Source organism: Litoreibacter roseus, assembly GCF_009811795.1.
GTDB lineage: Bacteria > Pseudomonadota > Alphaproteobacteria > Rhodobacterales > Rhodobacteraceae > Litoreibacter > Litoreibacter roseus.
This window is the reverse complement of sequence record NZ_BLJE01000007.1, coordinates 38,114-60,514: the sequence shown is the minus strand read 5'-3', so window position 1 is coordinate 60,514 and position 22,401 is coordinate 38,114. Positions and strand designations below refer to the sequence as shown.

14 protein-coding genes and 1 pseudogene are annotated in these 22,401 nt (G+C 50.1%); 8 read left to right on the top strand and 7 right to left on the bottom strand.

From position 1 onward, the window contains the following. The first annotated feature begins 408 nt into the window (after positions 1 to 408). Entirely contained in the window at positions 409 to 3,771 is a 3,363-nt protein-coding gene (locus KIN_RS20245) for an HD domain-containing protein (protein WP_159810574.1), read from the top strand. A 189-nt stretch (positions 3,772 to 3,960) separates the two neighbouring features. On the opposite strand, the gene KIN_RS20240 is transcribed toward KIN_RS20245, so the two are convergent. Further along, positions 3,961 to 5,550, bottom strand: a complete 1,590-nt coding sequence (locus tag KIN_RS20240; RefSeq protein WP_159810572.1) for a hypothetical protein — start codon at positions 5,548 to 5,550, stop codon at positions 3,961 to 3,963. 164 nt (positions 5,551 to 5,714) lie between these two features. Here KIN_RS20240 and KIN_RS22305 point away from each other — a divergent pair, with 164 nt between their 5' ends. From KIN_RS22305 to KIN_RS20205, 6 genes are all read left to right on the top strand, one after another. Beyond that, on the top strand, positions 5,715 to 6,926 hold the full coding sequence (locus KIN_RS22305; protein ID WP_207710159.1) for a phosphatase PAP2 family protein: 1,212 nt from the start codon (positions 5,715 to 5,717) through the stop codon (positions 6,924 to 6,926). A gap of 1 nt (position 6,927) precedes the next feature. Next, a complete protein-coding gene (locus KIN_RS20225) occupies positions 6,928 to 9,090 on the top strand; it encodes a S8/S53 family peptidase (protein ID WP_159810566.1) in 2,163 nt (720 codons plus the stop codon). A 260-nt stretch (positions 9,091 to 9,350) separates the two neighbouring features. Next, positions 9,351 to 11,312: a vanadium-dependent haloperoxidase gene (locus tag KIN_RS20220; protein WP_159810564.1), complete on the top strand. Its 1,962-nt coding sequence runs from the start codon at positions 9,351 to 9,353 to the stop codon at positions 11,310 to 11,312. Between the two features lie 3 nt (positions 11,313 to 11,315). Next, positions 11,316 to 11,633, top strand: a complete 318-nt coding sequence (locus tag KIN_RS20215) for a hypothetical protein (RefSeq protein ID WP_159810562.1) — start codon at positions 11,316 to 11,318, stop codon at positions 11,631 to 11,633. A 106-nt stretch (positions 11,634 to 11,739) separates the two neighbouring features. Further along, complete coding sequence (locus KIN_RS20210; protein ID WP_159810560.1) at positions 11,740 to 12,474, top strand: hypothetical protein; 735 nt, start codon at positions 11,740 to 11,742, stop codon at positions 12,472 to 12,474. Positions 12,475 to 12,587: 113 nt separating this feature from the next. Further along, positions 12,588 to 13,523 (top strand): tyrosine-type recombinase/integrase, encoded by a 936-nt coding sequence (locus tag KIN_RS20205; RefSeq protein WP_159810558.1) that lies wholly within the window; start codon positions 12,588 to 12,590, stop codon positions 13,521 to 13,523. A gap of 67 nt (positions 13,524 to 13,590) precedes the next feature. On the opposite strand, the gene KIN_RS20200 is transcribed toward KIN_RS20205, so the two are convergent. The 5 genes and pseudogenes from KIN_RS20200 to KIN_RS20180 all read right to left on the bottom strand — a co-directional run bounded on the left by KIN_RS20200 (position 13,591) and on the right by KIN_RS20180 (position 20,967). Beyond that, positions 13,591 to 14,235, bottom strand: coding sequence for a hypothetical protein (locus tag KIN_RS20200; protein ID WP_159810556.1), 645 nt, complete (start codon positions 14,233 to 14,235; stop codon positions 13,591 to 13,593). A gap of 514 nt (positions 14,236 to 14,749) precedes the next feature. After that, a pseudogene (tuf, locus tag KIN_RS20195) lies at positions 14,750 to 15,922 on the bottom strand (elongation factor Tu); the annotation flags it as partial. A gap of 128 nt (positions 15,923 to 16,050) precedes the next feature. Continuing rightward, complete coding sequence (locus KIN_RS20190; protein ID WP_159810554.1) at positions 16,051 to 18,006, bottom strand: ATP-binding protein; 1,956 nt, start codon at positions 18,004 to 18,006, stop codon at positions 16,051 to 16,053. A gap of 71 nt (positions 18,007 to 18,077) precedes the next feature. Next, a complete protein-coding gene (locus KIN_RS20185; protein ID WP_159810552.1) occupies positions 18,078 to 20,543 on the bottom strand; it encodes an HD domain-containing protein in 2,466 nt (821 codons plus the stop codon). A gap of 7 nt (positions 20,544 to 20,550) precedes the next feature. Next, positions 20,551 to 20,967 (bottom strand): hypothetical protein, encoded by a 417-nt coding sequence (locus KIN_RS20180; RefSeq protein WP_159810550.1) that lies wholly within the window; start codon positions 20,965 to 20,967, stop codon positions 20,551 to 20,553. Positions 20,968 to 21,099: 132 nt separating this feature from the next. Here KIN_RS20180 and KIN_RS22725 point away from each other — a divergent pair, with 132 nt between their 5' ends. After that, positions 21,100 to 21,534, top strand: a complete 435-nt coding sequence (locus tag KIN_RS22725) for a MerR family transcriptional regulator (RefSeq protein WP_159810548.1) — start codon at positions 21,100 to 21,102, stop codon at positions 21,532 to 21,534. A gap of 39 nt (positions 21,535 to 21,573) precedes the next feature. Here the strand turns inward: KIN_RS22725 and KIN_RS20170 are convergent, their stop codons facing one another. After that, entirely contained in the window at positions 21,574 to 22,401 is an 828-nt protein-coding gene (locus KIN_RS20170; protein WP_159810546.1) for an HNH endonuclease family protein, read from the bottom strand.

Genomic DNA, 22,401 nt, shown 5'->3' with positions numbered 1-22,401 from the left:
ATAACATCCGAAGGGCAAAGAAGTCCGCACACCTTGGCAGAAGCACGGTCAACCGAAATGTCCCTTTTGGAGATTTAGTTGGGGCCTATCATCGTTACCGCCTTGCCCATTCTACGGACAAGCGGCTTGGAGTAACGATAACCGAGAATTATCAGTGCGTTCCTTGCCGGCGGCCGGGATACCCCTGAAAAATGTCACCGACCAACATATGAATCCCCAAAAAATTGATCCGAAACTCTATAAAATGACTGCTGATGCTCGGACTCCGTCAAACTAGGAGTTGGAAGCAGATGGCTCCGACGTTCTCATGGACCACAGGTTCGGCGGCGGCAGATTTTTATCGGTTGCGCATTGTTAAAGCGACGGAGTTCGATAGTCTTAAGGCGTTTCAAATCAAGGGATTCCTGAATGACTGGCGTAGATGTGGTGATTTTAGTAGCTCTTTCAGAGGAGTTTGATACTTTCCAAAAATATGATTTCTATGAGCTTGGTGAAAAAGAAGAGCTCGGTCCGTTTAGCCAGTATCGGTTTTCGTTTTTTGACAAACACAACGTAAGCCGGAACGGTGTGGTCGTACTTGTAAATGATATGGGTAGCAAAATCAGAGATGCGACAATTGAAGCTTGCCGCCAACATGGGCCACGAATTGTCATCAATGCCGGTATTTCCGGCAGGCTGAACACCGATGCGAAGCTTGGTGATCTCGTTATTCCAAGCCACATTAATCTTTATGCTGAACGTGGAGCCGCTGTCCAGTCAGGCAAAGGTTATGTATTGCAAGCGGGTGGCTCCGCGATACCTATTGAACGAGAACTCCGAAATTCTATTTCTGAACCACAGTTTCTTAGCAAAGTCGGCTTCCCAACTTTCTTGGATTTTTGTTCGATCCACGGGTTTCACTTGACGGAATCGGACATAGAAAAAACCAAAGCTTGGATAACGGAAGGAGAGGTATCACAGTCACCAAACGCTGTTGTCGGTCCTTTCGCCGTCGGTCCGCTCGTCGGGAAAGCAGAGAGCTTCAAGTTGTTCCTCAAGGGAACGGACAAGAATGTGCTAGCGATCGACATGGAGAGCGGCTACGTCGGCGACGCTATCGAAAACATGAACCGACGCACTCGACCCGATTTTATCGCAATACGATCGGTCAGTGACACTGGTGACCAAAGAAAAAAGGAATTTGACGCGGTCGGGAGCGGCGCTTTCCGGCAATGGGCAATGAACAACATTGTCTCGATACTTCAAAAGTTCATAGAACATCAGTATGAATTCCAGGACACTAAGGAGGCCCCTAGTGCAAAACAGGATCCTCCTCAAAGCCTGGAGCCCAGCACTGAACAACTTAATTTGTCCAGCAGCCATTACGCCGATGGCTATCCGGGTCAAAATATTGATAGATCTTCGCTTTCAGATGCAAAAAACAGTAGATTTTCAAATTTGAGAAAAAAGAACAATGCTGATCAGGCTCCTGTCACCTACGAAGAGCTCATCGAAGAACTACGAAGTGCACCTAATGGCTCTCTTTTCCTAGTTGAGGGAGCAGGTGGTTGTGGCAAGAGTTCCATGCTTCGCTTTGTTGAAGATGAGCTCAACATCGCAGACGATGCGCATAAATCTATCTATATCAACTCAAGAATTGTTTTCGAGCAAATGCCTGAAAGACAGGCAGATATTGCAATTTTGGACTTCTTTGAGAAAGCCCTTCAGAGTTACAAAGACAGCGACGCTCGACTGATAGTATTGTTCGATGAACTTTTCGGCCATCCAAGAGAGGAGCCGATCGTAGAGGCTCTATTAAGTGTCTTAGATAGGATGAATGGCAAAGCGGTCTTGGCCTTTGGTTTTGACCACTATGAAACTTCCAAATCGAAGAACGGCGATAAAGACGGGCTATATCTCTACAAGAAGCGCTACGAGGCAGAGTTTAGACTAAAGAACACGAACATTTTTGATCGCAGCAAAGCTTTACCGGTGATACGTGGAATGCTTGAAACTGGTCAGGACTTAGATCAGAGCACAACTGCAGAAGATATATATGGAATAGCACTAAAGCTCGGATTTCCATATCTAAACGCTTTTGTTGTGTCTTTGCTCTTAGAGAATCGGGGCAAGCGGTTGTTTGAGCAGAGCCGTTCAAGCACTGAATTCATCTTACATGCAATGCGAGATGAGCTGAAGCGCCGAGAGGAGAAAGTAAAATCAGGAATCAGTTTTGATGATATTTGTGTCGAAGCTCTTCGAGTGCATATTCCTGAGCTTCGGAGAAAAGGTGTCTCCAAAGATAGAGAATGGCATAGAGATTATTTCGATGATAACTTTGCTCAGTTTCCGAAGCTTGTACAAACAAGCTTCATTGCGAACGCCGTGGCGCACCTTATGGAGTTTCCACCGGATGGTAGTCACCAATTATTCAAGAGCCTTGAGATTGACCATGAGGATTTTTATTCGATCGTTTTTGGTTGTGATGTAACTTCTAGCATCAAGGACCTACTTCACAACGAAGAATTAGAAGAGAGACTACTAAGGTCCGCGGTATCTATTTGCGACAAACTCAAGGGGCCAAGCCTATCTTTCGCGTTGTATCTGGCAGGTCGTGCTGTATCTCCCAATGGGAAATCCATAGCAAAAGACATATTCAAGCTTACTGATTTCTTGCTCGAGAACGACTTATCTGAAACATCAGCAAAAGACGTGCGCACAATTTCTGCTGTAAGCAACGAAGATAAGTTCTTACGCCTCGCCACACGAACCCATTTTATCAGCGCAGCCTACTCTGGTGATGCCGATTTGACTTCTGAGTACATCAGGCGGGTCATCAACGACCCTGTCGAAGAAAGTCTTAATCGCACGTTTCACCTAGAATATTATGGCGATCATCCGGCCCGGTCATTTGGGTCAGCTAGCATTAGCGTTAGATTAGAGCTCGATGAAACCTCTGAGGCCTGGAAGAGAACACGTGGAGTCCTTCAACACAGAATTCGTGCGGCCATCACTCAAAAGACTTTCTCTCAAGTTCACAAAATTCACATCCTGACATACTTTTGCATCCTAAAGAGCAAACACGAGCAAGGTTTGCTTTCTGAGTGGGAGGTTTCGGAAGCTAGTGAAATCTTACAACAGCTTAAGAACTTTCTGATCGATATTGGCGAACAGTTGACAGGCTTCCTCCATGTGCTTGAGCATGCCCTGCAGTTTGATCGCTATGACTTAGTTGATGTCATTGAGAACCTTTACAAGATTAAGACTATTCCACGGTTTGGCTGGGTATCTCGCGGATTTGGAACAGAGGTCGAAGGTGTTGAGACGGTTGGTAGTCATGTTCTGGGTTCACTCATCCTCGCGGATATACTACTTCCAGACCTTTACCCACATATGACGCTTCAAGAACATTACAGGGTGAAGGACCTTTTGCTAACACATGACATTGGCGAGGCTTTTGTCGGTGACTTTCATCCAAGTGATCAGACCAAAAGAGAGGAAGAGAAACATGCTATTGCACTCATTGATGCAATGAGGGTCTATGGCGACTATTCAAATCTCAGGACATTTGGTGAGAGGTTCGAGGACTTTTCTGAGGGGACTTCCCAAGAGGCCAGGCTAGCTGTTGCGTTCGATAAACTTGACGCGATTTTTCAAGCACTTTTTTACAAAGAAAAATTCGAGTCGACCGACGAATTCCAACACTTTTTGTCGGAGAACTTCAGTCGAATCTCAGATGTAAAGGTCCGGCGGTTTGCCCAAACAATCCTTGCACGTGCCGGCGTCGAGTAAATAACAAAGTCGGCAATTTTAGAATTTGGATCTGTCACTTTGGCATAATGTCGACGCTACACGGAAGCTTGCCAGCGCACATTACTATCTGGAGACGATAATTCCTAGTTATCGTTACTAATCTTGGGATGGAACATTCACGAAGTTCAAGTTGTGCGTCAATCATATTGTAGTGAAATGTACCAATTTCTACTCAATGAGGTCTCGAAGAGCTCTAAAATCAATATTGTTATCCCGCCTAAACAATGATGTCGGATACTTTCCGTCTTCCATCAACTGATCTGGTTTGAACCCGGTTTCTTGATTGCCCAAATCTTTCGCGAGTGCGCGTGCACGGGCAACGTTTCCTTGTTTTACATTCAAGCCTAGGGCGTAACGCAAGGACGGTTTGAACGAGGGTCTGAAAGACAGTGAACGTTCGAAATGATGCAATGCTTCTGCCTCTTTGCCCATCGCAAGCGCCGCACCTCCAAGAATACTTTCTGGAAGAAATTCAAGAGTCGATCCTCGCAGCAAATGTCTTGATTTCAGAGAAGATTCGTAGGCCAGACGCAGATCATCGTTGCTAAGTTGAGCAGCGGCCAACGTCCACCATGCAAACGGATTTCCGGAATTTAGTTCGACGGCTCGAGTCGCTAGCGCCAAAGCGTCTTCTAGACGTCCTTCCAAGTAATTCATCGTATTGGCAGCTAGAGCCAGCACCGTGGAATTATTCGGTTCTTTCTCTAACGCCTGAGTAGAAAGGGTACGGCTCTCTTCCAAAAGGCTTACATCCTTTCCCCTATACTTTTCAAAATACTGGATCACTCGAATCTGAGCGCGCCAGGCAAGATGGGTCGCATGCGGGGCGCTGTCATGGGCGTTTATGAGCAGAAGGTCCGCGGCTCCTGCACCTTGTTCAGTCATGGTGAACATGTTTGTAATCGCCTGCGCGTTCAGCAGTGGCGGATCATTGCTGGAAAGGATTGGGCGTCTACTGTACTTTTCACGGATCGTTTCACAAATCTCGAAAATCATCTGCAGGACATCGTCGTCCTGCTCAGGTGATATTTGAAGTGATTTTATAACTCGATGCCCAGACCATATCTGTATATTAAGGGGCGCTTCGCTTAGTCGGGCACGCAAAAAGATCCATTCATTTTCGCCTTGGATCGCGCTAAGCGTCAGCTGAAATGCAGGCTCGCTTTGCGCAATAGCGTTAGGCGCGATTACATTGGCTCCGATAACTTGGTTGAGCAGCGTTGAACAATGATCCGCTATGACTTCTGTGAACCAACCAGCCAAAGCATTAGGTGCCGCCGCCGTCTCTATCGCCAGTGTTACTGTTGGAGGCACCGCTGCAAGCTTGTAGTCCAACTTTCTTGGTGGTCTGTCCGTCTTGTTAAGCTCCGATCGATTGGATCGCTCGACAGTAAGCCAGCTCTCAAATTCCACGTCTCGAACATCGATCCCCTCTGCAAATTCGCCGGAGCAATCTTCGCTTATCGAGACCTCAGACAGATCAAGCGAGACTCTGCGTTTCGTTGACTTCAATAATTCCGAATGGATGCCAAGAGCCTTCTTAAATTGGAACACCGCCTGGCGCAGACTTCCAGCGCTTTGATCTTGACCCCGGTCGCTCCAGAGCTTGTCTTGGAGCCAAGCGCGTTCGCGGCTTCCATTTGGGGACGTCAAAAGCAATAGCACAAGGCCGCAAACCTTCGCGGACATAGGCGTCAAATCATCGCCGGAATCTGTCTCCAACCGAAACGGACCACTCAAATAAGCAACTATCTTCAATACTGTTCATCCTCAAAACTTGCTCAAATAGTGTAGAGAATTTGGCTCCCAATATCCAACACCGTTATTAATGCGTTAAAAGTTAGTTGGCGCAAGGGAAGAAGCATTGACTCCCATGATTTCACAGCTTTCGCTTTGGACGTGTAATAAGGGGAGGATAACAAATGGCTATTTCAACAGGGCCCGGCACGGGACCAGGCACAGGGCCGGGGACAGGTCCTGGCACAGGACCAGGGCCGGGAACGGGACCCGGTGCAGGTACAGCTAGTGATGTAGGACCTTTTGGTGAAGTTTTCATGAGTCGGCACGCTGGTTCACCTGCCTCGCCGTTTTTGAGCACGGCGCTGAACACCACTCGGGACGGGTTAATCAATTACTGGCCGGGCACTCCTACAAACGCGGTAAATGCGTTTGAGACGGACGAAAATTACCTTGAGCAAATACGCGTGCCGACGCAGGCCATGCTGCTTGATTGTGAACTTCGCAGCAGACTGGCCGTGCTTGGGGTCAAGGAAACAGACGCTACAATCGCGCAGGGCAAAGCCAATCTGATTTATATGCATGATCTGGCTGGAACTCCCACAGCCCAAAGTTTAGTTCAACTTGAACGGCCGGGTGCACAACACTTTGTCGATCAACTTCAATGGGTACGCGCCTATGCTGACCTGCGCGCAGATCGCATGGCCGAGATCCAAGTTCAGCTGGGCGATATGTTGTCATTTTTTGGGGCCCATGCATACCTCGACAATGGCCGTCGCAGTAAGACGCTCCTTTATCTTTCGGTTGCTCTATCCGTTGCGATTCATGTGGCTTCGTTGATGAAGTATCACCTTCGTCAGAAGCGGCCAGTTGATTACGCCACAGAGGTACAACCGATCATCCAGACACCGGATCATTCGTCCTTTCCTGCGGGGCATTCCATCGAAGCGTTTGCCGTGGCCACCGTGTTGAACCATTTCATGACGCTGAACAACACTGATAAAATTGAAGAGGTCTCTTTTGCTTCCAAAGACATAAAGTTGCCGTTTCTTTTGGCGCACCGGATTTCGACAAACCGGGTCGTTGCAGGTGTTCATTTCCCTATTGATTGTCAGGCAGGTGCCTACATTGGCGTCCTTCTTGGAGATCTTATCTACAAGCTGGGCGCAGATGCCACCAGATTGAGCACAGAAACAGATCCGAACGCTCCGCGTAAAATTCGCGTTCAAAGCATCACCTCACAGAAACTCTGTGAGAAGCAAACCAAAGCTGGCGATTTCTTACTCAGCAGCTTTTCCGAACTGAAATCAGTAACAGCTTCGACAAAAACAGTTTCTGGAATAGAGCCTCTACCAATCGCACGTCACCTTTGGGACGCAGCGCAGGAAGAATGGTAAGATGGCCAAGGAAAGTACATCATCAGATACCTTTCCAGAGGTCGCCGTTACCGATCCATACGTGGATTGGTGGAGCAAAGCGGAAGGTAGTCGAAAAACCGGAGAAGCCGGGGAGTTTAATTTTCAAAAATTGAGAGGCGATGTTTTTGGTCTCAGAAACCGACGAGGTAGCTCAATCTTTCAAGTGCCACTGCCCAAAAAGGCGAAGAACTTTAAATTTTGCCCAACGAAGTGGCAAAATTGGGCCGCAACAGCGGCCGACTATTCGCATGTTGAAGCAAATGATGTCATCCTAGGCGTAATTGATACAAACTTTGCACTGGGGCATCGGCGGTTCAGGTTTAAGGACGGCTCAACTCGTTTCCTTTCAGCTTGGCTGCAAGGTGCTCCTTCAGAACAAGCGGGCGCGCCTCATCTACCATTTGGGCGGGAATTGTCTACCACTGAGATTGAGGAAAAGTTAAAAGAACACAGCGACGGCTGCTTAGACAACCCTCTGGATCAGGAAGGATTTAACCGTGCTCTCGGGTTGGTCGATCCTGACAAACCAGTCTGGGAAGGCAGTAAAGAGCTTCAGATGTTAGCCTCGCATGGCACACATATGCTTGATGTTGCGGGTGGCATTGATCCGGGGCGCTTTGGGTCGATGCGGACGGGTGAAAACAGCCGGTGCCATTTGATTGCGGTCGCCTTACCGCCGCTCTTTTTCCACGGCCATAGCGGCAATTTTTTGCAATACCACGCTGTGCTTGGATTGATCCGTATCTTGCGGATTGCAGATGCTATTTCCAAGGCCAAACACAAAGAGGGATGTGAAAATTTTGATAGCGACCACCAGTTCCCGATCGTCGTGAGCTTTTCGTTTGGTTTTGAAGCAGGACCAAAAGATGGATCGCTGGATATGGAACGGGCTATCCGGGAGGAAATTCGCAAGCGCGCCAATGACGGAGATGACGATAGCAGAACAAACTGCCAGGGCAAAACGCCCAATGCGGCCGGCAATCGCAAACGTCGAGATGTCAAAACCTTCGTCAACATGCCGGCTGGGAACTCTAATCTTTCACGCATTTCAGCCCGCGAGACGATTGCTCCAGAAGGGCACACGCCTTTCGAAGTTGTCTTACAACCAAATGATCATTCTTCGACATTTATCGAGTTCTGGTCCGAAACGTTCAACAGGACGTCCAAATATTTCAAGAAATCCAAACTTGAAATCAAACTGCCGAACGGACAGATGCATACCATTGAGATTTCGAAACCCAAAAACCGGACACCAGAAATGAAAGATATCCCGAGCGCGGACGGAAAGTCTGTGATTGGGAGGGTCTATTATTCACTTCGAAGATCGGGTTTGCGTGCGGAGGACAGAGTCCGGCTGCGCGTGGTTGTGGCCCTGGCACCTACCCTCGTATTCTACGATATGAAAACCGATGCCATTGACGGTTCAAAAGCGTGCAACGTTGATCTTGCGCCGGCTGGGCGTTGGACGTTTGAATTTAAAGGTCTAAAGAATACGCTAAGATTTGATGCGAATATCCAGGCCGATCTTTTTGACAGTCCGTTCTCTCAAAACGCACGTCGGGCTTATTTTGATCACCCGGATTACCAAGATTTTATCGAAGGCGGGCGTGTGCGGGATAGCTTCACATATAGTGACCCCATTGAGAAACTTGATAGCGGGCCGGTCACGCGGGTCGGTTCGCACAATGCGCTTGCATCGACCCCCTATGCGTCGATGATTGGGGGCTATCGCGGATCAGACGGGCAACCGGCGCCATATTCTGCCACCGGTTACAAAGGTCCGCCCGACTACAACAATCAATCCGATGTGGACGTCGCGTTGCCCTGTGAAGATGGCGTTTTGCATTTTGGTGTTCTGGGAGCTGGCCCAAGGGACGGTGCCGCATTGGCGCTGAATGGAACCAGCGTCGCAACTGCCCTGGCCTCACGCATGATGGTAGATTGCCTCCTCCTGGACCCACGCACAGAAGTTGGGCAACCGTGGCTGCAAACCGCCGCGCGCACCTTCAAGAAATCAGGTCGCCCAGACGGCTATCTTGACCCCGCCCCATTGAAAGTCGGCGCAGGCCATATTCCCTATCCGGATAGTTACGACATTGCCAAAGCAGGCCTTGGAATGCGCAAGCGGCGGCGGCACTTCTGACATCACCACCTTCCCCCGCCGCACGCAGTCCAGCGGGGAGGAACGCGATCCAACACAGCCAAATTTTGTGCTGAGATGGTGCGAATTAACGAACCGTTAACGCTTGAATAACCTTCGAATAACGCACTCCAAGCTTCCTCATACCTACAGACAACGTGGGCTGTGCCGTGGTTCTCTCGTGGCACTTCTCCACTGCGTTCAACGCGACAACTGCACGCGCTGATCCTCAGCGCAAGCTCATCACACTTAGGGGAAACACGATGACCAAACCTACGTTGCAAAGCGGAATGACCCGCCGTCCTGAGGCAAAAAAACGCCGTGAAAACGCACTCAGCTATTCTGACATGCTTCCAACGCTGACACCGATCAACAACAATGACGAGACACTCTACTCACACGGCCAGCCTGCAAGTTTTACGAAAGGGCTCAAGCACGATAAGTACGGCCTCGCGACAAAAGAAGAGTATGCCAAGTTTTGCTCAGCGCTCATTACCGGCGACGTGAACATGGGCGGCTTGTCAATCAGTGCGGGTGAGAAAGCGCGCAAATGGGAAAGCCCGCTTGCAGGCGTCTACTTCAACGATATCGGGGTAGATTCCGATACGGTTGCGATGGCCCCGGCACCTAAACTGGGCCGCAGCGAGCTGTGCGCTGAAATGGCAACGGTTTACGCCATGGCCCTGACGCGGGATATGTCCTTCGAAGATCTATGCGATCCTCAGAAGATTATCCCGGACATTAAGACCGGCACAAAGAAGGTTAGCGTTGGTGACTTGATCGCAGAGCTCCGAAAGCTCAGCTGGTTTGACCCCGCCGGAAAACCTATCGGATACAAAGGTCATACCCTGACTGCACATGAACAACGGCGGCGTGCGTCTCTGTGGGAAACACCAGAAAAAGGGCTGACAATTGATGTGCTGTTCCGCGGATCAACCGCAGGTGCAAAGCAGGGCCCTTACATATCGCAGTTCATGCTCCTCGGCACGCATGATTTGACAAAGGCCAACAATAAGGGTGGAGACCCCAAGGATGGAAAAATCAGTTACGGTTTGCAAACCATTGAGCAAGCTCAACTTATCCCGGAAGCGTCCGAAGATTACATGACGACCTGGGAGAAGTGGCTCAAGGTTCAGCAGGGTACACTTTTTGACCATCCCGCACACAAGATCAAGCGCCGCATTCACACGCCCCGCGATTTGGCCGGCTACGTTCATTTCGACGCGCTTTACCAAGCGTACTTGAACGCCTGTCTGATCATGCTGGATAGCAAAATTGGTACAGATGGCGACAACCCGATTGCTCAACAAAGGTCCTCCAACAGCATGCCCTTTGCCACCTGGGGCGGCCCCCATATTCTGAGCCTCGTTACGGAAGTTGCGACACGTGGTCTGCGCGCCGCCCGGCGAACCAAGTTTCAGGTCCATCGCCGCGCTCGGCCTGAAGTGATTGCTGCGCGCATATCCCAAGTGGCCGAAGGCCACGTGGGCGGAATGGATCCTGCCGCAATTGAGCAACTGGAAAACATGCTCAAAGAACTGGGGTTCGATCTGAAGAAACGGACCGCGCGGGAAGGGTCAATTCTGGATTGGGTACAACAGCTTAACCTGCATAAGAACGGTGCAGGAAAGGCTGCGCCAATTTCGGACGATAAGAACTTTCTGTTGCCAATGGCCTTCATTGAAGGATCGCCAATGCACCCTGCCTATGGTGCGGGTCACGCAACTGTTGCGGGTGCCTGTGTAACGGTACTGAAGGCCTTTTTCGATTCCAACGTGGGATTCGGTGAAAAAATCAATGGCGGCGGAACTTTATATGCAGCTGATGATGCAGACACGCTTGTTAAGGCGAAACGACAAGATGGGAAAAACGCCAGCCTGTCGGACGAGCTCGACAAGCTCGCTGCGAACATCTCCATTGGTCGAAACATCGCGGGGGTGCATTACTATTCTGACTATTACGACAGCCTTCGTATGGGCGAACGCATCGCCATCGGCATCCTTGAGGAGCAAATGTTCACCTATCACGAAAAACTGTCCCTTACCCTGACCAGTTTTGATGGCGACACTATTGAACTGATCCAAACCGACGGAGGATATGGCACCAACTCCGTCAAGACGAAGATCACAAATGCGCAAGGTATCGAAGTGCCGCGCGATACATGGTGGACCCGTGATATCGCCGACTACGGCATCGTCGACCAACCAGCGGTAGCGATCGCCTGAAAGATGGAAGATCTGAAAGGTATCAAAAATGTAAAGGAGTTGGTCTCACGGATTGAGACCAACCCGACCTTGTCAACCAAACTTGGAGAAAAACCTTCCGAGGTTCTGCGCGCAGCAGACGATGAAATCCGCGCAAATCAGGATTTACCCAACAATTTCATCTACCAAGCAGCAGTCGTCTTTGTCGGTGCGACACTGATTATCACTGTAGTCGGCGCGCTTTCCCTTATCGGTTTCGGCAAGATGACAGATACGCCTGAATGGGTCATCGCCTTAACTTCAGCAGGGGTTGGCGCACTCGCCGGTATGCTTCGATCATAATCAGAACTCGCTTCTTCATCATTGAGCGGCACTCCTGATTTTAGTAAAATTATCGATGCACATAGAACGACAATGTTTGAAGACCCAAAATTAACTGAGAGACAAAATGAAAAAAGTATCGATCACCGTAGGCCTCTGCATCTTGATGATGGGATGTGCGGAGCGTAGTTTGCTAGAGAAAGAAGGCGAGGTTCTTAGTTTCAGCCAAGTTAACAGCAATAGTAATCTCAAGACTATTGGCGAACACAGTGCCCTTCTCTCAGTGGCCTACCGTGAGGCCGCTCTTGAAGCTTCAGGCGGCCAAGATATTGCAGCGATTCTTACCTACCTAGCGGCTGCAACCTTTGTCGGTGGCGCTGTCGGCGGTGCTTCCGACACTGCTTTAGCGAACCGTGCTTTGATAGGTGTTAGCTCTACCTCAGTAGCAGGCCGAACTGTATCAGAGGACACGATACAAGGAATCTACGTAGCAGCAAAGAGAATGAACTGCGTATCGACAACCTCGCGGATGGGCGGATTTTTGTTGGATGGCACTAGTGCGGCAACAATAGGGATGGCCAGAGCTGCAACATTCGGCGCTATCGAAGAAATCAAAATAATCACGCGCGAAGCTCTGGTACGTGAAGTTGCTGATTTTACGCAGATACGGGACGATCTACTGGCTGGCGCAACCTTATCGGAAGAACAAGGAGCCGGGCTCGAAAGACTAGCATCGCTCAAAGTAATGCAGCCCGCCGATTTAGTCTTGCTGAATCAATACCTGAATCTGCTAGACAACTGCCTCGGTGCCTCCGAAAATGTGACATCGGTCGAACCGATCACAGAAGAAGGCAGTGGCTGATACCCAGTAAAATAACGATAATGGGTCCCATTATCGTCACCGCTCAGGCGGTAGATTTCGGCGGAGAGACCCGACTGTGCTGAACTGGCTGGACTCAACCAAAGGAGTTCAGCATGCCCCATCTCGATCACACCGCCTTTGTCAATTCGCGCCGCGACGAGCGCAGCCTGGGCCACCACACGCTTCGGGCCTACGCCCAGGATCTGCGCACCTTCGCGCGCTTCATCAAGGTGCACCGGCTCACAGAGCCGCTGTCGAAGGACGACATCCTCGCCTACCACCGGCATCTGCGCGACGAGTTGGGCGCCAAGCCTGCCACCATCGAGCGGCGGCTCGTGACCCTGAAGTCGTACTTTGCCTGGCGCGCAGATCGGAACAGCGCCCTGCCCTCCCCATTCGCCGACGTCCGCATCTCCGTGAGGATACCGCGTCGCTTGCCGCGCCCCATCGATCGAGACATCCTCAGAGCGGTCCTCAGCGCCAACGATGGCACCATCGCTGCGCAATCGACGCCAGGCGCAGAGGACACGGCACCGACCTCGCAAGATCGTGTCACGCTCCTGATCATCAAGCTGCTGATCGTGACCGGGCTTCGGATCAGCGAACTGACAAATGTAAAAGTCCGCGAGGTGTCGCCGGACAGTGGCCAGATCCTCGTAAACGGCAAGGGCAGCAAGGAGCGGATCGTGTTCGTGCCGAACCGGGAACTGCAGGAGGAGTTTCGACGCTACTCTCAGATGCGTTCCGAACATGGCTCCTTGGCGTCGCCGCTGTTTCTAAACACGGTCGGACGGCGGCTTCGCGCGGCCACCTTCCGAAAGCGGCTGCGGGCGATGTCGAAACGTCTCGGCATCGAACCCCACCTGACCCCGCATCGGTTTCGGCACTCGGCCGCGACACTGCTGATCGAAGAAGGTATCGACATCCGGATGGTTCAGGCTCTCCTCGGGCATGCGAACCTCAAGACCACCGAGATCTATGTGCGGGTCTCGAACCATGCTCTGCGTCGCGCATTGGAACGGGCGGATATTCTTAAGATATTAGGCTAGCAACGGCCCCATGCGCTCAAAATGTCAGTTATCCAACGTACGGTACCGCTACTGTGAGTGCTCTTAGCTATTTTCTCGGCGCGAAATGTAGCGGTACGATCTTATGCCTGATAGAAAAATCCAAACCGCTATTGCTGCAAGTATGACATGATCTAAACCAAAGATCCTGATCAGAGCGATCTTCAATTATTTCAGCCACCTCCATCTCCTCTAGCTTTTTTCGCCACTTCCGCAGCACCTCAAGTGCATTGGAGCCTCGACAGTAGATTATTATTTCGCCCTGATTCTGCCCCGGCAAAGCAGTTCCATACCTTGTTGACAGCTGTAAGAAGCCATCCGTCAACCAACCATACGTGCTGTGAATTTTTGCCTCTGCAATCCATTGAAATCTCTCTGGGCCTCTTACCAGAATATCGCAGTGACCTCCGACTTGTGTATCATGTGAGGCCATCACCTGGAATTGAGCCAGTTGTTCCACAATCTGAACCGTAAGCTCGTCCTCCGATTGGTTTTTATTCAAATGGCGATTTCGAACCAATGAATCGTAGGCATACTCGAGCATTCCCTCTAGCGCTTCGGTCCTCACTTCGTGGTTCGGCGCAACTTGATATTTGAACGCATACCCACCAGCCAGACCTTCTGCAAATTGAGTTAGGAGCCTCAAAGTTCTCAGGTTATTGGTCTCGTGGAAATCGTCGTCAGTGAAATGCATTTGTCTTTTTCTCTTTGGCACTTGTTCTTAAAGAGAAAACTGGAAACACTGAAGTCTCAACATCTTTGATGATCCGGCCCGTCTCCGGATGAAGGAGTTCGTCAGAATCTAATGCAGAGATGAAATTGGCTTCGGATAAAAGAAATCTCTTTCCAAATGAGTCGATAAAAATGGCCTCCACGGAAAAGATACCGATTGGAGATGATGAAAGAAAAAGGACTGCCTTCGCGAACTTATCAGCGTCATGGCTCTTCCCAGCAAGCGCCATTAGGTCCAAAAGCATAAAACTAGAAGGCTGGTCATTTGCAATCGTCGCAACGGCGCCAATTATGCTCTCTGCAGCTGCACGAACGTCTTTGGATAGCGAATTCATATACTTATCGTAATCCTCTGAGCGATCGCCAAACGAGCTATCTTCTTCTGCGACAGCTAAAATACTGGCGAGTGCGCCTACCGCTTTGTTGAGATCGTTTTTTTCTCCCGTACTGGATGCGAGGCCAATCGGGCTTCCCTCATCCAGTATTCTTGCCACTACGCCTGCACCTACGGTGCGGCCGCCTTCCCGTATCGCAAACCGCAGTCCCTGCTCCATTGCGATGGGAGCAATGAGTTCAACGTTGAACCTCAGATTGTCGCCCGGCATTACCATCTCGGTGCCTTCAGGTAGCTGAACCGTGCCGGTCACGTCTGTTGTCCGAAAGTAGAATTGCGGTCGATAGTCTGCGAAAAACGGCGTGTGACGACCACCTTCTTCCCTAGTCAGAATGTAAGCTTCTGCCTCGAAATTGGTGTGCGGGGTCACCGAGCCAGGTTTGCAAAGAACTTGGCCGCGCTCCACCGCGTCACGGTTGATGCCGCGCAGTAGTGCGCCAATGTTGTCGCCAGCCTCGCCGCGATCCAAAAGTTTACGGAACATCTCGACACCGGTACAGGTTACCCTTTGTGTCTCCTTGATTCCTACAATTTCGATCTCATCGCCAACATTGATCACTCCACGCTCGACCCGGCCTGTGACAACAGTACCTCGACCAGAAATTGAGAAAACATCTTCAACCGGCATCAGGAATGGCAGGTCAACAGCACGTGCAGGCGTGGGGAAATACTCATCCACAGCGGCCATCAGTGCCTTGATAGAACCTACACCAATACCTTCCGAATGACCTTCCATTGCTGCGAGAGCAGAGCCGAAGATCACAGGAATGTCGTCGCCGGGGTACTCATAGGACGAAAGCAACTCGCGAATTTCCATTTCTACCAGCTCAAGCAGCTCATCGTCATCGACCTGATCGACTTTGTTTAAGTAAACCACTATGTGAGGAATACCCACTTGACGGCCCAACAAGATATGCTCGCGAGTCTGAGGCATAGGGCCGTCGGCTGCACTCACCACCAAAATCGCACCGTCCATCTGCGCAGCACCGGTAATCATGTTCTTTACGTAGTCGGCATGGCCAGGACAGTCGACGTGCGCATAGTGACGCGTCTCAGTCTCATACTCTACGTGCGCTGTCGATATAGTGATTCCGCGGGCTTTCTCCTCCGGGGCGCTATCGATTTCGTTGTAAGCTTTGAAGTCACCAAAGTACTTCGTGATCGCCGCCGTTAGAGTTGTTTTCCCATGGTCCACGTGTCCTATTGTACCGATATTGAAGTGAGGCTTATGGCGTTCAAACTTCTCCTTTGCCATATCTCTCGTATCTCCCATTGGAAACTTAAGGTCCCTCTGGACCAGCTACCAATAACCTAGTCCAGTGTTTTTCGTATCCGCAACTCAAACATATAGCTGAAAATCGAACGAGGATCATTCGAAGAAAGCTAACCTGCTTGAGGCACGAACTCAGGATAAATTTCATTGAGGTATGCCACTGCTTCCTCGTCAGAAATCGCTATGTCGAGCTTTTCGCGAACAAATTCATGGCGTGATATACAGTCATGAAGGACCTGACCCCATGTCTTTACCCAAATGCTTCCTTCACCTTCCTTGAAAACATGTGCACAACCTCGCGGGCGGTCTGACGCTTCAGCTAAGCTTTCGAGCTCTGGCGCCAGCGAAACGCCGACAAGCCAAAACGACCATTTCACACCAGTTTTTTCGTACCTTACATCTTTCATAATGGCATCGGCGTACTTCATAAGCTGCGAAAAATCACCTAGATCGAGTTTCTTCTTCGCCCGCTTCAGCTCAATGATCAGATGATGGTCATCAGTTCGCCCACTGATCTTATTGGTTTGGCAGAGCATGATGTCTATTCGTGCATTCTTCCCACCAGGCAGCAGTACCGGATGAAGCACCTCGACTGGGCGTTTTAGTCTTCTAAGGTGCTCCTTCAGCGAATTTGTTAGGGACGACTCACTCTGGCCTAGGGCAAACTCCTCCCCGAAGAGCCATGGATTACGCTCCACGATCTGATGAATGTGCTGACGTTCTTTCACAGTTTTGCGTGTTGACGTATAGCAAACAAGCGATCTCAGACCTCGAGCGGCATTGAGCCGGTGATCTACGAACGCAACAGTATCAATAATGTCCGTCAAAGCTGTCTTGTTCAGCAATGACGCGAACTGCTTTCGTTTATCTTTTGACAAGTTCAGTACGTCAGACAATATACGTGTCAGGTCAGCAGGGCGGTCCTCAATGACTTCTCGTAACAACCGAAATGACAACGCCTTTGACACCTTGCCTTGAGCATCGAAGTCTTTTGCATGTTTGTTAATTGTGACCGCACACATATTGAAGATTTTTTTGGTCTGGCGGATCACCGGCGTGTCTTCGGCATCAGCAAAAGGATAGACTCTTTCGTCCCGCCACTTCTGTATGAGAGATTCAGCCTTCTGTTTCTCACGATCTCTGAAGTGTCTAGACAGTATTTCTCGCGCCTCCTTTACGAGACGGATTAACCCCTCTTCCATATCGATATCTGCAAGTGACGATGCTTGTAGCTGGGATATGTGCGAGCTTTTAACGTAGGCGCTGAAACTGAAACCTGGAGCTCTTATCTCAGGTGGTCTTTCAGAAATGGTAAAGCCAGTTTCATCACAAAGATAGAACGCTCTACCAAGATCGCTGCTCCACTCCAATATCTCCAAGACAGCGGAAATTTTAATGCCTCCTGACAGCTTCAGAGGGCCAATTTTCGTTTCCTTCGCACTTGCAACTAATCCACCAACATCAATCCTCTTCCCGTCAAAATATAGATCAGCATCGCGATATTTATTCAAATAGGGAGCAAAAGAGTGTAGTAAATCTTCTTGTCGATCTTTTGAAAAATATGATGCTGTTTTTTCAAAGATATTTTCGATGGTAACCGTTGTTCCAGTGGCTTTCGCTTTCGCTTCTGAGATGTCGCTGATTTCAAACGTGCCAATTGATTTTTCTTGTGTCGAAATCTGATACTGCAGCCGCCTGCCATCTTCTTCATAAACTGTTGACCACGTCACGATCTCACCAAGTGACAGAGCCCTAAATCGCCCTTCACCGTTTTTGCCTTGGAGCAACCGCTTCTTGGACCGCGAACGCACAGCGCTCATCTTCCAAGAATTGCCTAGTTGCGAAAAAAGGTGCTCAGTAGCGGAATACGAGATACCTTCGCCATCGTCTTTAACCACAACTTTGGTGACAAGCCCCAGCTGGTTCATAGACAGAGAAATTCTAACTGTGCTGGCGTCTGCATCAAAAGAGTTCGAAACCAACTCTGACAGCGCCCTTAGTGGGCTTCCGGCGGCTAAGCGTTGCCAGAAATCCTTTTGGGCGACGACTTCAATGGTTCTAGTCATTCTGATTTACTCCAACTGGAGAAACTAGGGCTCTCAGCGACATCTTGAGATGTCATAAACATGCAACAGGCTCAACGCTTGGGTGCTTTTTCGCCAGACGGTGGGACAGCGCCAAACGGCAGATCAAATCGGATTTCTACTCGGTTCAAATCATTGCCAGCAACACGGCAAACACTGACACAATTCGCCTTGTCGGGAAATGCACCGGCAGCTGCCTTGGAACCGGCCACGACGACGACAACCTGCGAGCTGAGCGAGATTGCATACCGCCTGCCTTGTACGCCTGCTGCATCGCCAATCGTTTTTTTCGGCTTTGATGAGAACTTGTTTTCTATGAGGATCGCATCCTCTGCAAAAAGGTCAAGCTCGCCACCGCTGACCTCAGTCCCTTCATCCAGACTTATTTTTGAAGATCGTAAAGACCGTGCCATTCGAGTTTGCAATTCCCGCTCACTAGCGAGATCACTGGTTACGTAGTCACCCATGAACCACTCATCAGCAAAAGAGAACAAACCGCTCATGACTTTTCTGAAGGCTTCCATATCTTCAGAAGTTAAACCGCCATGCAAACAATCTTGTATTTGCAAAGAAAGTTTGGTCGCCAGGTCTGGATCGGTCTTGAGCCAATCGTCAGGTACCCCTAGATCCTCCTCGCGTACAGGCATGAGCGAGTGACGTTTTGCTTTGAGGAGGTCCGCAGCCCTCTGGTCGATAATCCCTGCACCAATGACTGGAGCCGTCCAATCGTCGGGAGCAGGATCAGCCTTAATGTATCCGTCGGCTTCCTGTGCCATCACTACGCCAAACTTCTTCAAGAATACCGTCTTTGCTGCCATTCCAATGATTGGCGCCACACTCTTCGGGCAGAACACGTAACCGGTACGCTTTTGTAGATCGTATGCTTCGGCCCACTTTTGCGGGTTGAAGGAGAATTCTGGGACACGCAAGGCACCGTTTGGATATCGCGCAAGTAGACGTATCCCTTCTGTCTTACTCTCAGGAAGGTCGACTATCACGTGTTCAGGTCCGACTTCAGCAAGAGCCGCTTTAATTCTACTTAGCTCTCGGTCATGTGGACTCGCCGCTGACAGTACTTCACAAAAATTGCTGGCGAGGTCGTAAATCTCGTTTCCAAGAGCGTATCGGCTTTCCAAAGTCTCGAGCGTCTTGACGACTCGAAGCCAGCTTTCGTTTTGGGTAGCTGTCATCTCTTTCGCGTCATAACCGTTCGGGGTGGCAATAAATCGTCCCCGAAAAGCATATGCACGATGCAAGAGATCTCGCTCCAGAATTCGAGCAGCTAAGCTTGCAGCAGCCTCACTCTTTGTCTCAAGTTCGGCATGTTGAACTTCTCGCGAAAAAATTCGCAGCATTGTTTCATCACCAACACCAAGAAAAATCTCTTTAAATGTGAACCGTTTCCCACGGTCCCGTTCCGCAACTAACATTAAGCGTTGAGCCATCGCTTCAGCAGCTCGAACCTTGTGGTGATGATAGAGGCGATCGTAAAGAAAAGTGCGGCCGATCAGCATCTGCTCGAATGAACCAAACCCGGAGGCTGCGATGCCCAACTGCAAGAACGTTCCTTCGTCGCTCTTAATTGCTCTGTCTCGGAGCTCTCGCTCCGTTGGATGCAAATTCTCTTCGCGAACACGCAGGATTTCGAGTTTGGCGAGCAACCTTTGAGTGTCAAACCCGATTTCTAATCCGGCATGGTGCGCATCGCGAGCCAAGTAGTCCATGCGATCTGCATCCAACTGGCTACTAACAAGTGCGGAGAGGTAGCTCGCGCCGGGGCCCTCAACTGCTCCGACAATAGCTGCGACGATGCGCTCTTCTAACTTGCTGGCACTAAGTTGAATCTCCGACATTAGACCACTTTCAAGCAGCTTATGTATCGGTTCAGACAACACCATCATCACCGCAATCGCGACAGAACTGGAAGGAATCTTGTTGAGCGAGTAGAGTTCAGAAAGGGCTTTGCGAACGATGGGAAGTTCAGATCGCCATCCTCCCTCTTCCCTTTTCGTGCCTTCAAGAGGAGACGAGACTTCGAGAACTGGTTCAAGTGCGTGACTGAATGGCCCATGACCAACATCGTGAAACAACCCGGCCAAGCGAACAGCATAGCGATCTGCGGTATCAATTTTTCCAATCGTTGTATTGGGGTTCTTGATATTCCACCGCTCAACTTGGCGACCAAGAGCTCGTGTCGCCTCTTCCAGGGCACCAATCACACCAATGCTGTGCTCGAGGCGGCCGTGATTGGCACCCGGGAAAACCAACTGAGCCAATCCAAGCTGCCTTACGCCACGTAGTCGTTGGATGAACGGCGTGTCGAGAAGTGCTACTTCCCAGGGAAGCAACTCAATCGTGCCCCAAATGGGGTCGTTTACCTGTTTGGGTTGAAAATCTGTGGAATGCTCTGATGATAGCTTCTCGTGAAGCCCCTCCAACCAAGGTTGGCAAACAGAATCTATTTCTCGCGTAAGCGACTTAGCGACACCTCTTAGCGTCGATCGAACACTTGCAGCCATTGGAACTTCAGGCGACGGAGCGCTCCGTGAGCTCATCGTTTAGTTGGTCCTTGACCTGATGAACCCTCTCAAGCAACTGCCTGCCAATATCCTTCGCTTGCGCGCTTGATAGACCATTCGCAACAGCGATTTGTCTGGCACGTCCTTCGTCCAACGTCACAATAGACGACAAATAGGTCGGATTAGGCTCAGAAGTAAGCATTGCTTCTTGTGCAGCCAGAAGAATATCTGGCAATTCAAAACATCTTAGGCCAACACCTGTTACACCAAAAGACAGACCGTTTTTCAGCGCATCGGGAAGCGTATCTTGGCAATCCCTCAACGCTCTATCCAAAATCCCGTGAGAGGTTGGAATGCGTTCATCGTCTGTACTAAGTTTCCACAATGCGGTCAGAAGTTCTGCTTTGGTGTACCGACCAGACATTTGGCTCCCTTCCAATCAAGCTCTCACCCCAAAATGTTGCGGGTGGTGCATCTCACCCTAACAACACTTACATCTGGCCTCAAGTCCATTTATAAATGGCATCATTAACGACTCTGCCAAGTGAGCTTGCCTATGCGATATCAAACCAGACAGGTGCTAGACCTTGCCGACATTACGGCAGACACCTTAAGGCATTGGAAAAAACAGCTTCCTCCTATCGCGAAGGTCGATGGACGGTCACTTCAGTACACTCCTTCTCAACTTGTTTGCATCTGTGCCATTGCCTCGGCGGTCTCTGGCCTAGGCATACCAATATCCAGGTTTTCTGCCGAGGCCGAGACGCTCTTTGATACCATCGAACGATACACAGCGGAACGTCGACAGAACCTGTCGCTCCTGGTTACCCCATCCAGAATCACTTTCATACGTGATGCCGACCAGATCAAAGAAGCAACCTGTGTCCTTGTGCGGCTCGACCCAATCTGGGAGAGGATCCAGAACGCACTTCTTGAGGCTGACCCACAGGATGTGGCGCAAACTGCACTACCGTTCGACAGTGTGAGGTAGCAGGGTGTTCTGCAACAAGACTAGCGGTATGCTGTGCAATCACGCAGCATCCAGAAACCTAATCATCGCTGCATACTCACTGTCTGCTTTTCGGAGACTCACCAACATCTCCTCAACATCAGAGCGTGACGGAGCCCCCGCTGGAAGATCGTTGAGCGCATTGCGGAATAAGTTGTAAAATTCGAACCTTTTATACCGCCTCCGTTTCAACTGGGGCCTGTTAATCCCGTAGATCCGCTCACACGCGTCGACGATCCTATCTGAGTTCGGAAATGCATTGTTAGGAATGACCTCGACTTCGCGCGCACCTTCAAAAACCTCCCAAGCAAAAATTGGCTCAGGATCATCAATATACGGGTTTGGTATCAAAGGGCTCTCAGCGCGATGCAATTCTTCAAAAACTACAACAGCATCTTCATCAAGCGGATCAGGAATGAGGACTGCCGCCAGCTCTTCCAACTCTTCGTCAGTCGAAGTAGCTAGGACTGTCGGTGGGGGGATAGCCGGACCCAGAAACTCAAACTTTGCCCCTTTGAATCGCTGATTACAAATTGCACAAGACGCCAAGTAGTTGTCATAGACGTAAGCCAGCCACCAATAAATTGACTTTGGCCTATAGTGCTCGACATCGCCATAGGACACGGTCGTTATGTCGGACTCACAATAGGCGCACTTGTTGTGAGTTTCGATCAAGAGTTGATCCTTGGTGTTCGACCACTTTGACTCGATATCATGCCTGATTGGCTTCCCCGCCTTAAGTTGGCTGCGGGCGTGCTTCAGCATTGCAACCAAACGATTGCGAGGCGTCCGGCCACGGAAAGCCGACGGGATTGCAGTCTTAGTCCTTACTCGCTCGAGCTTAATCAT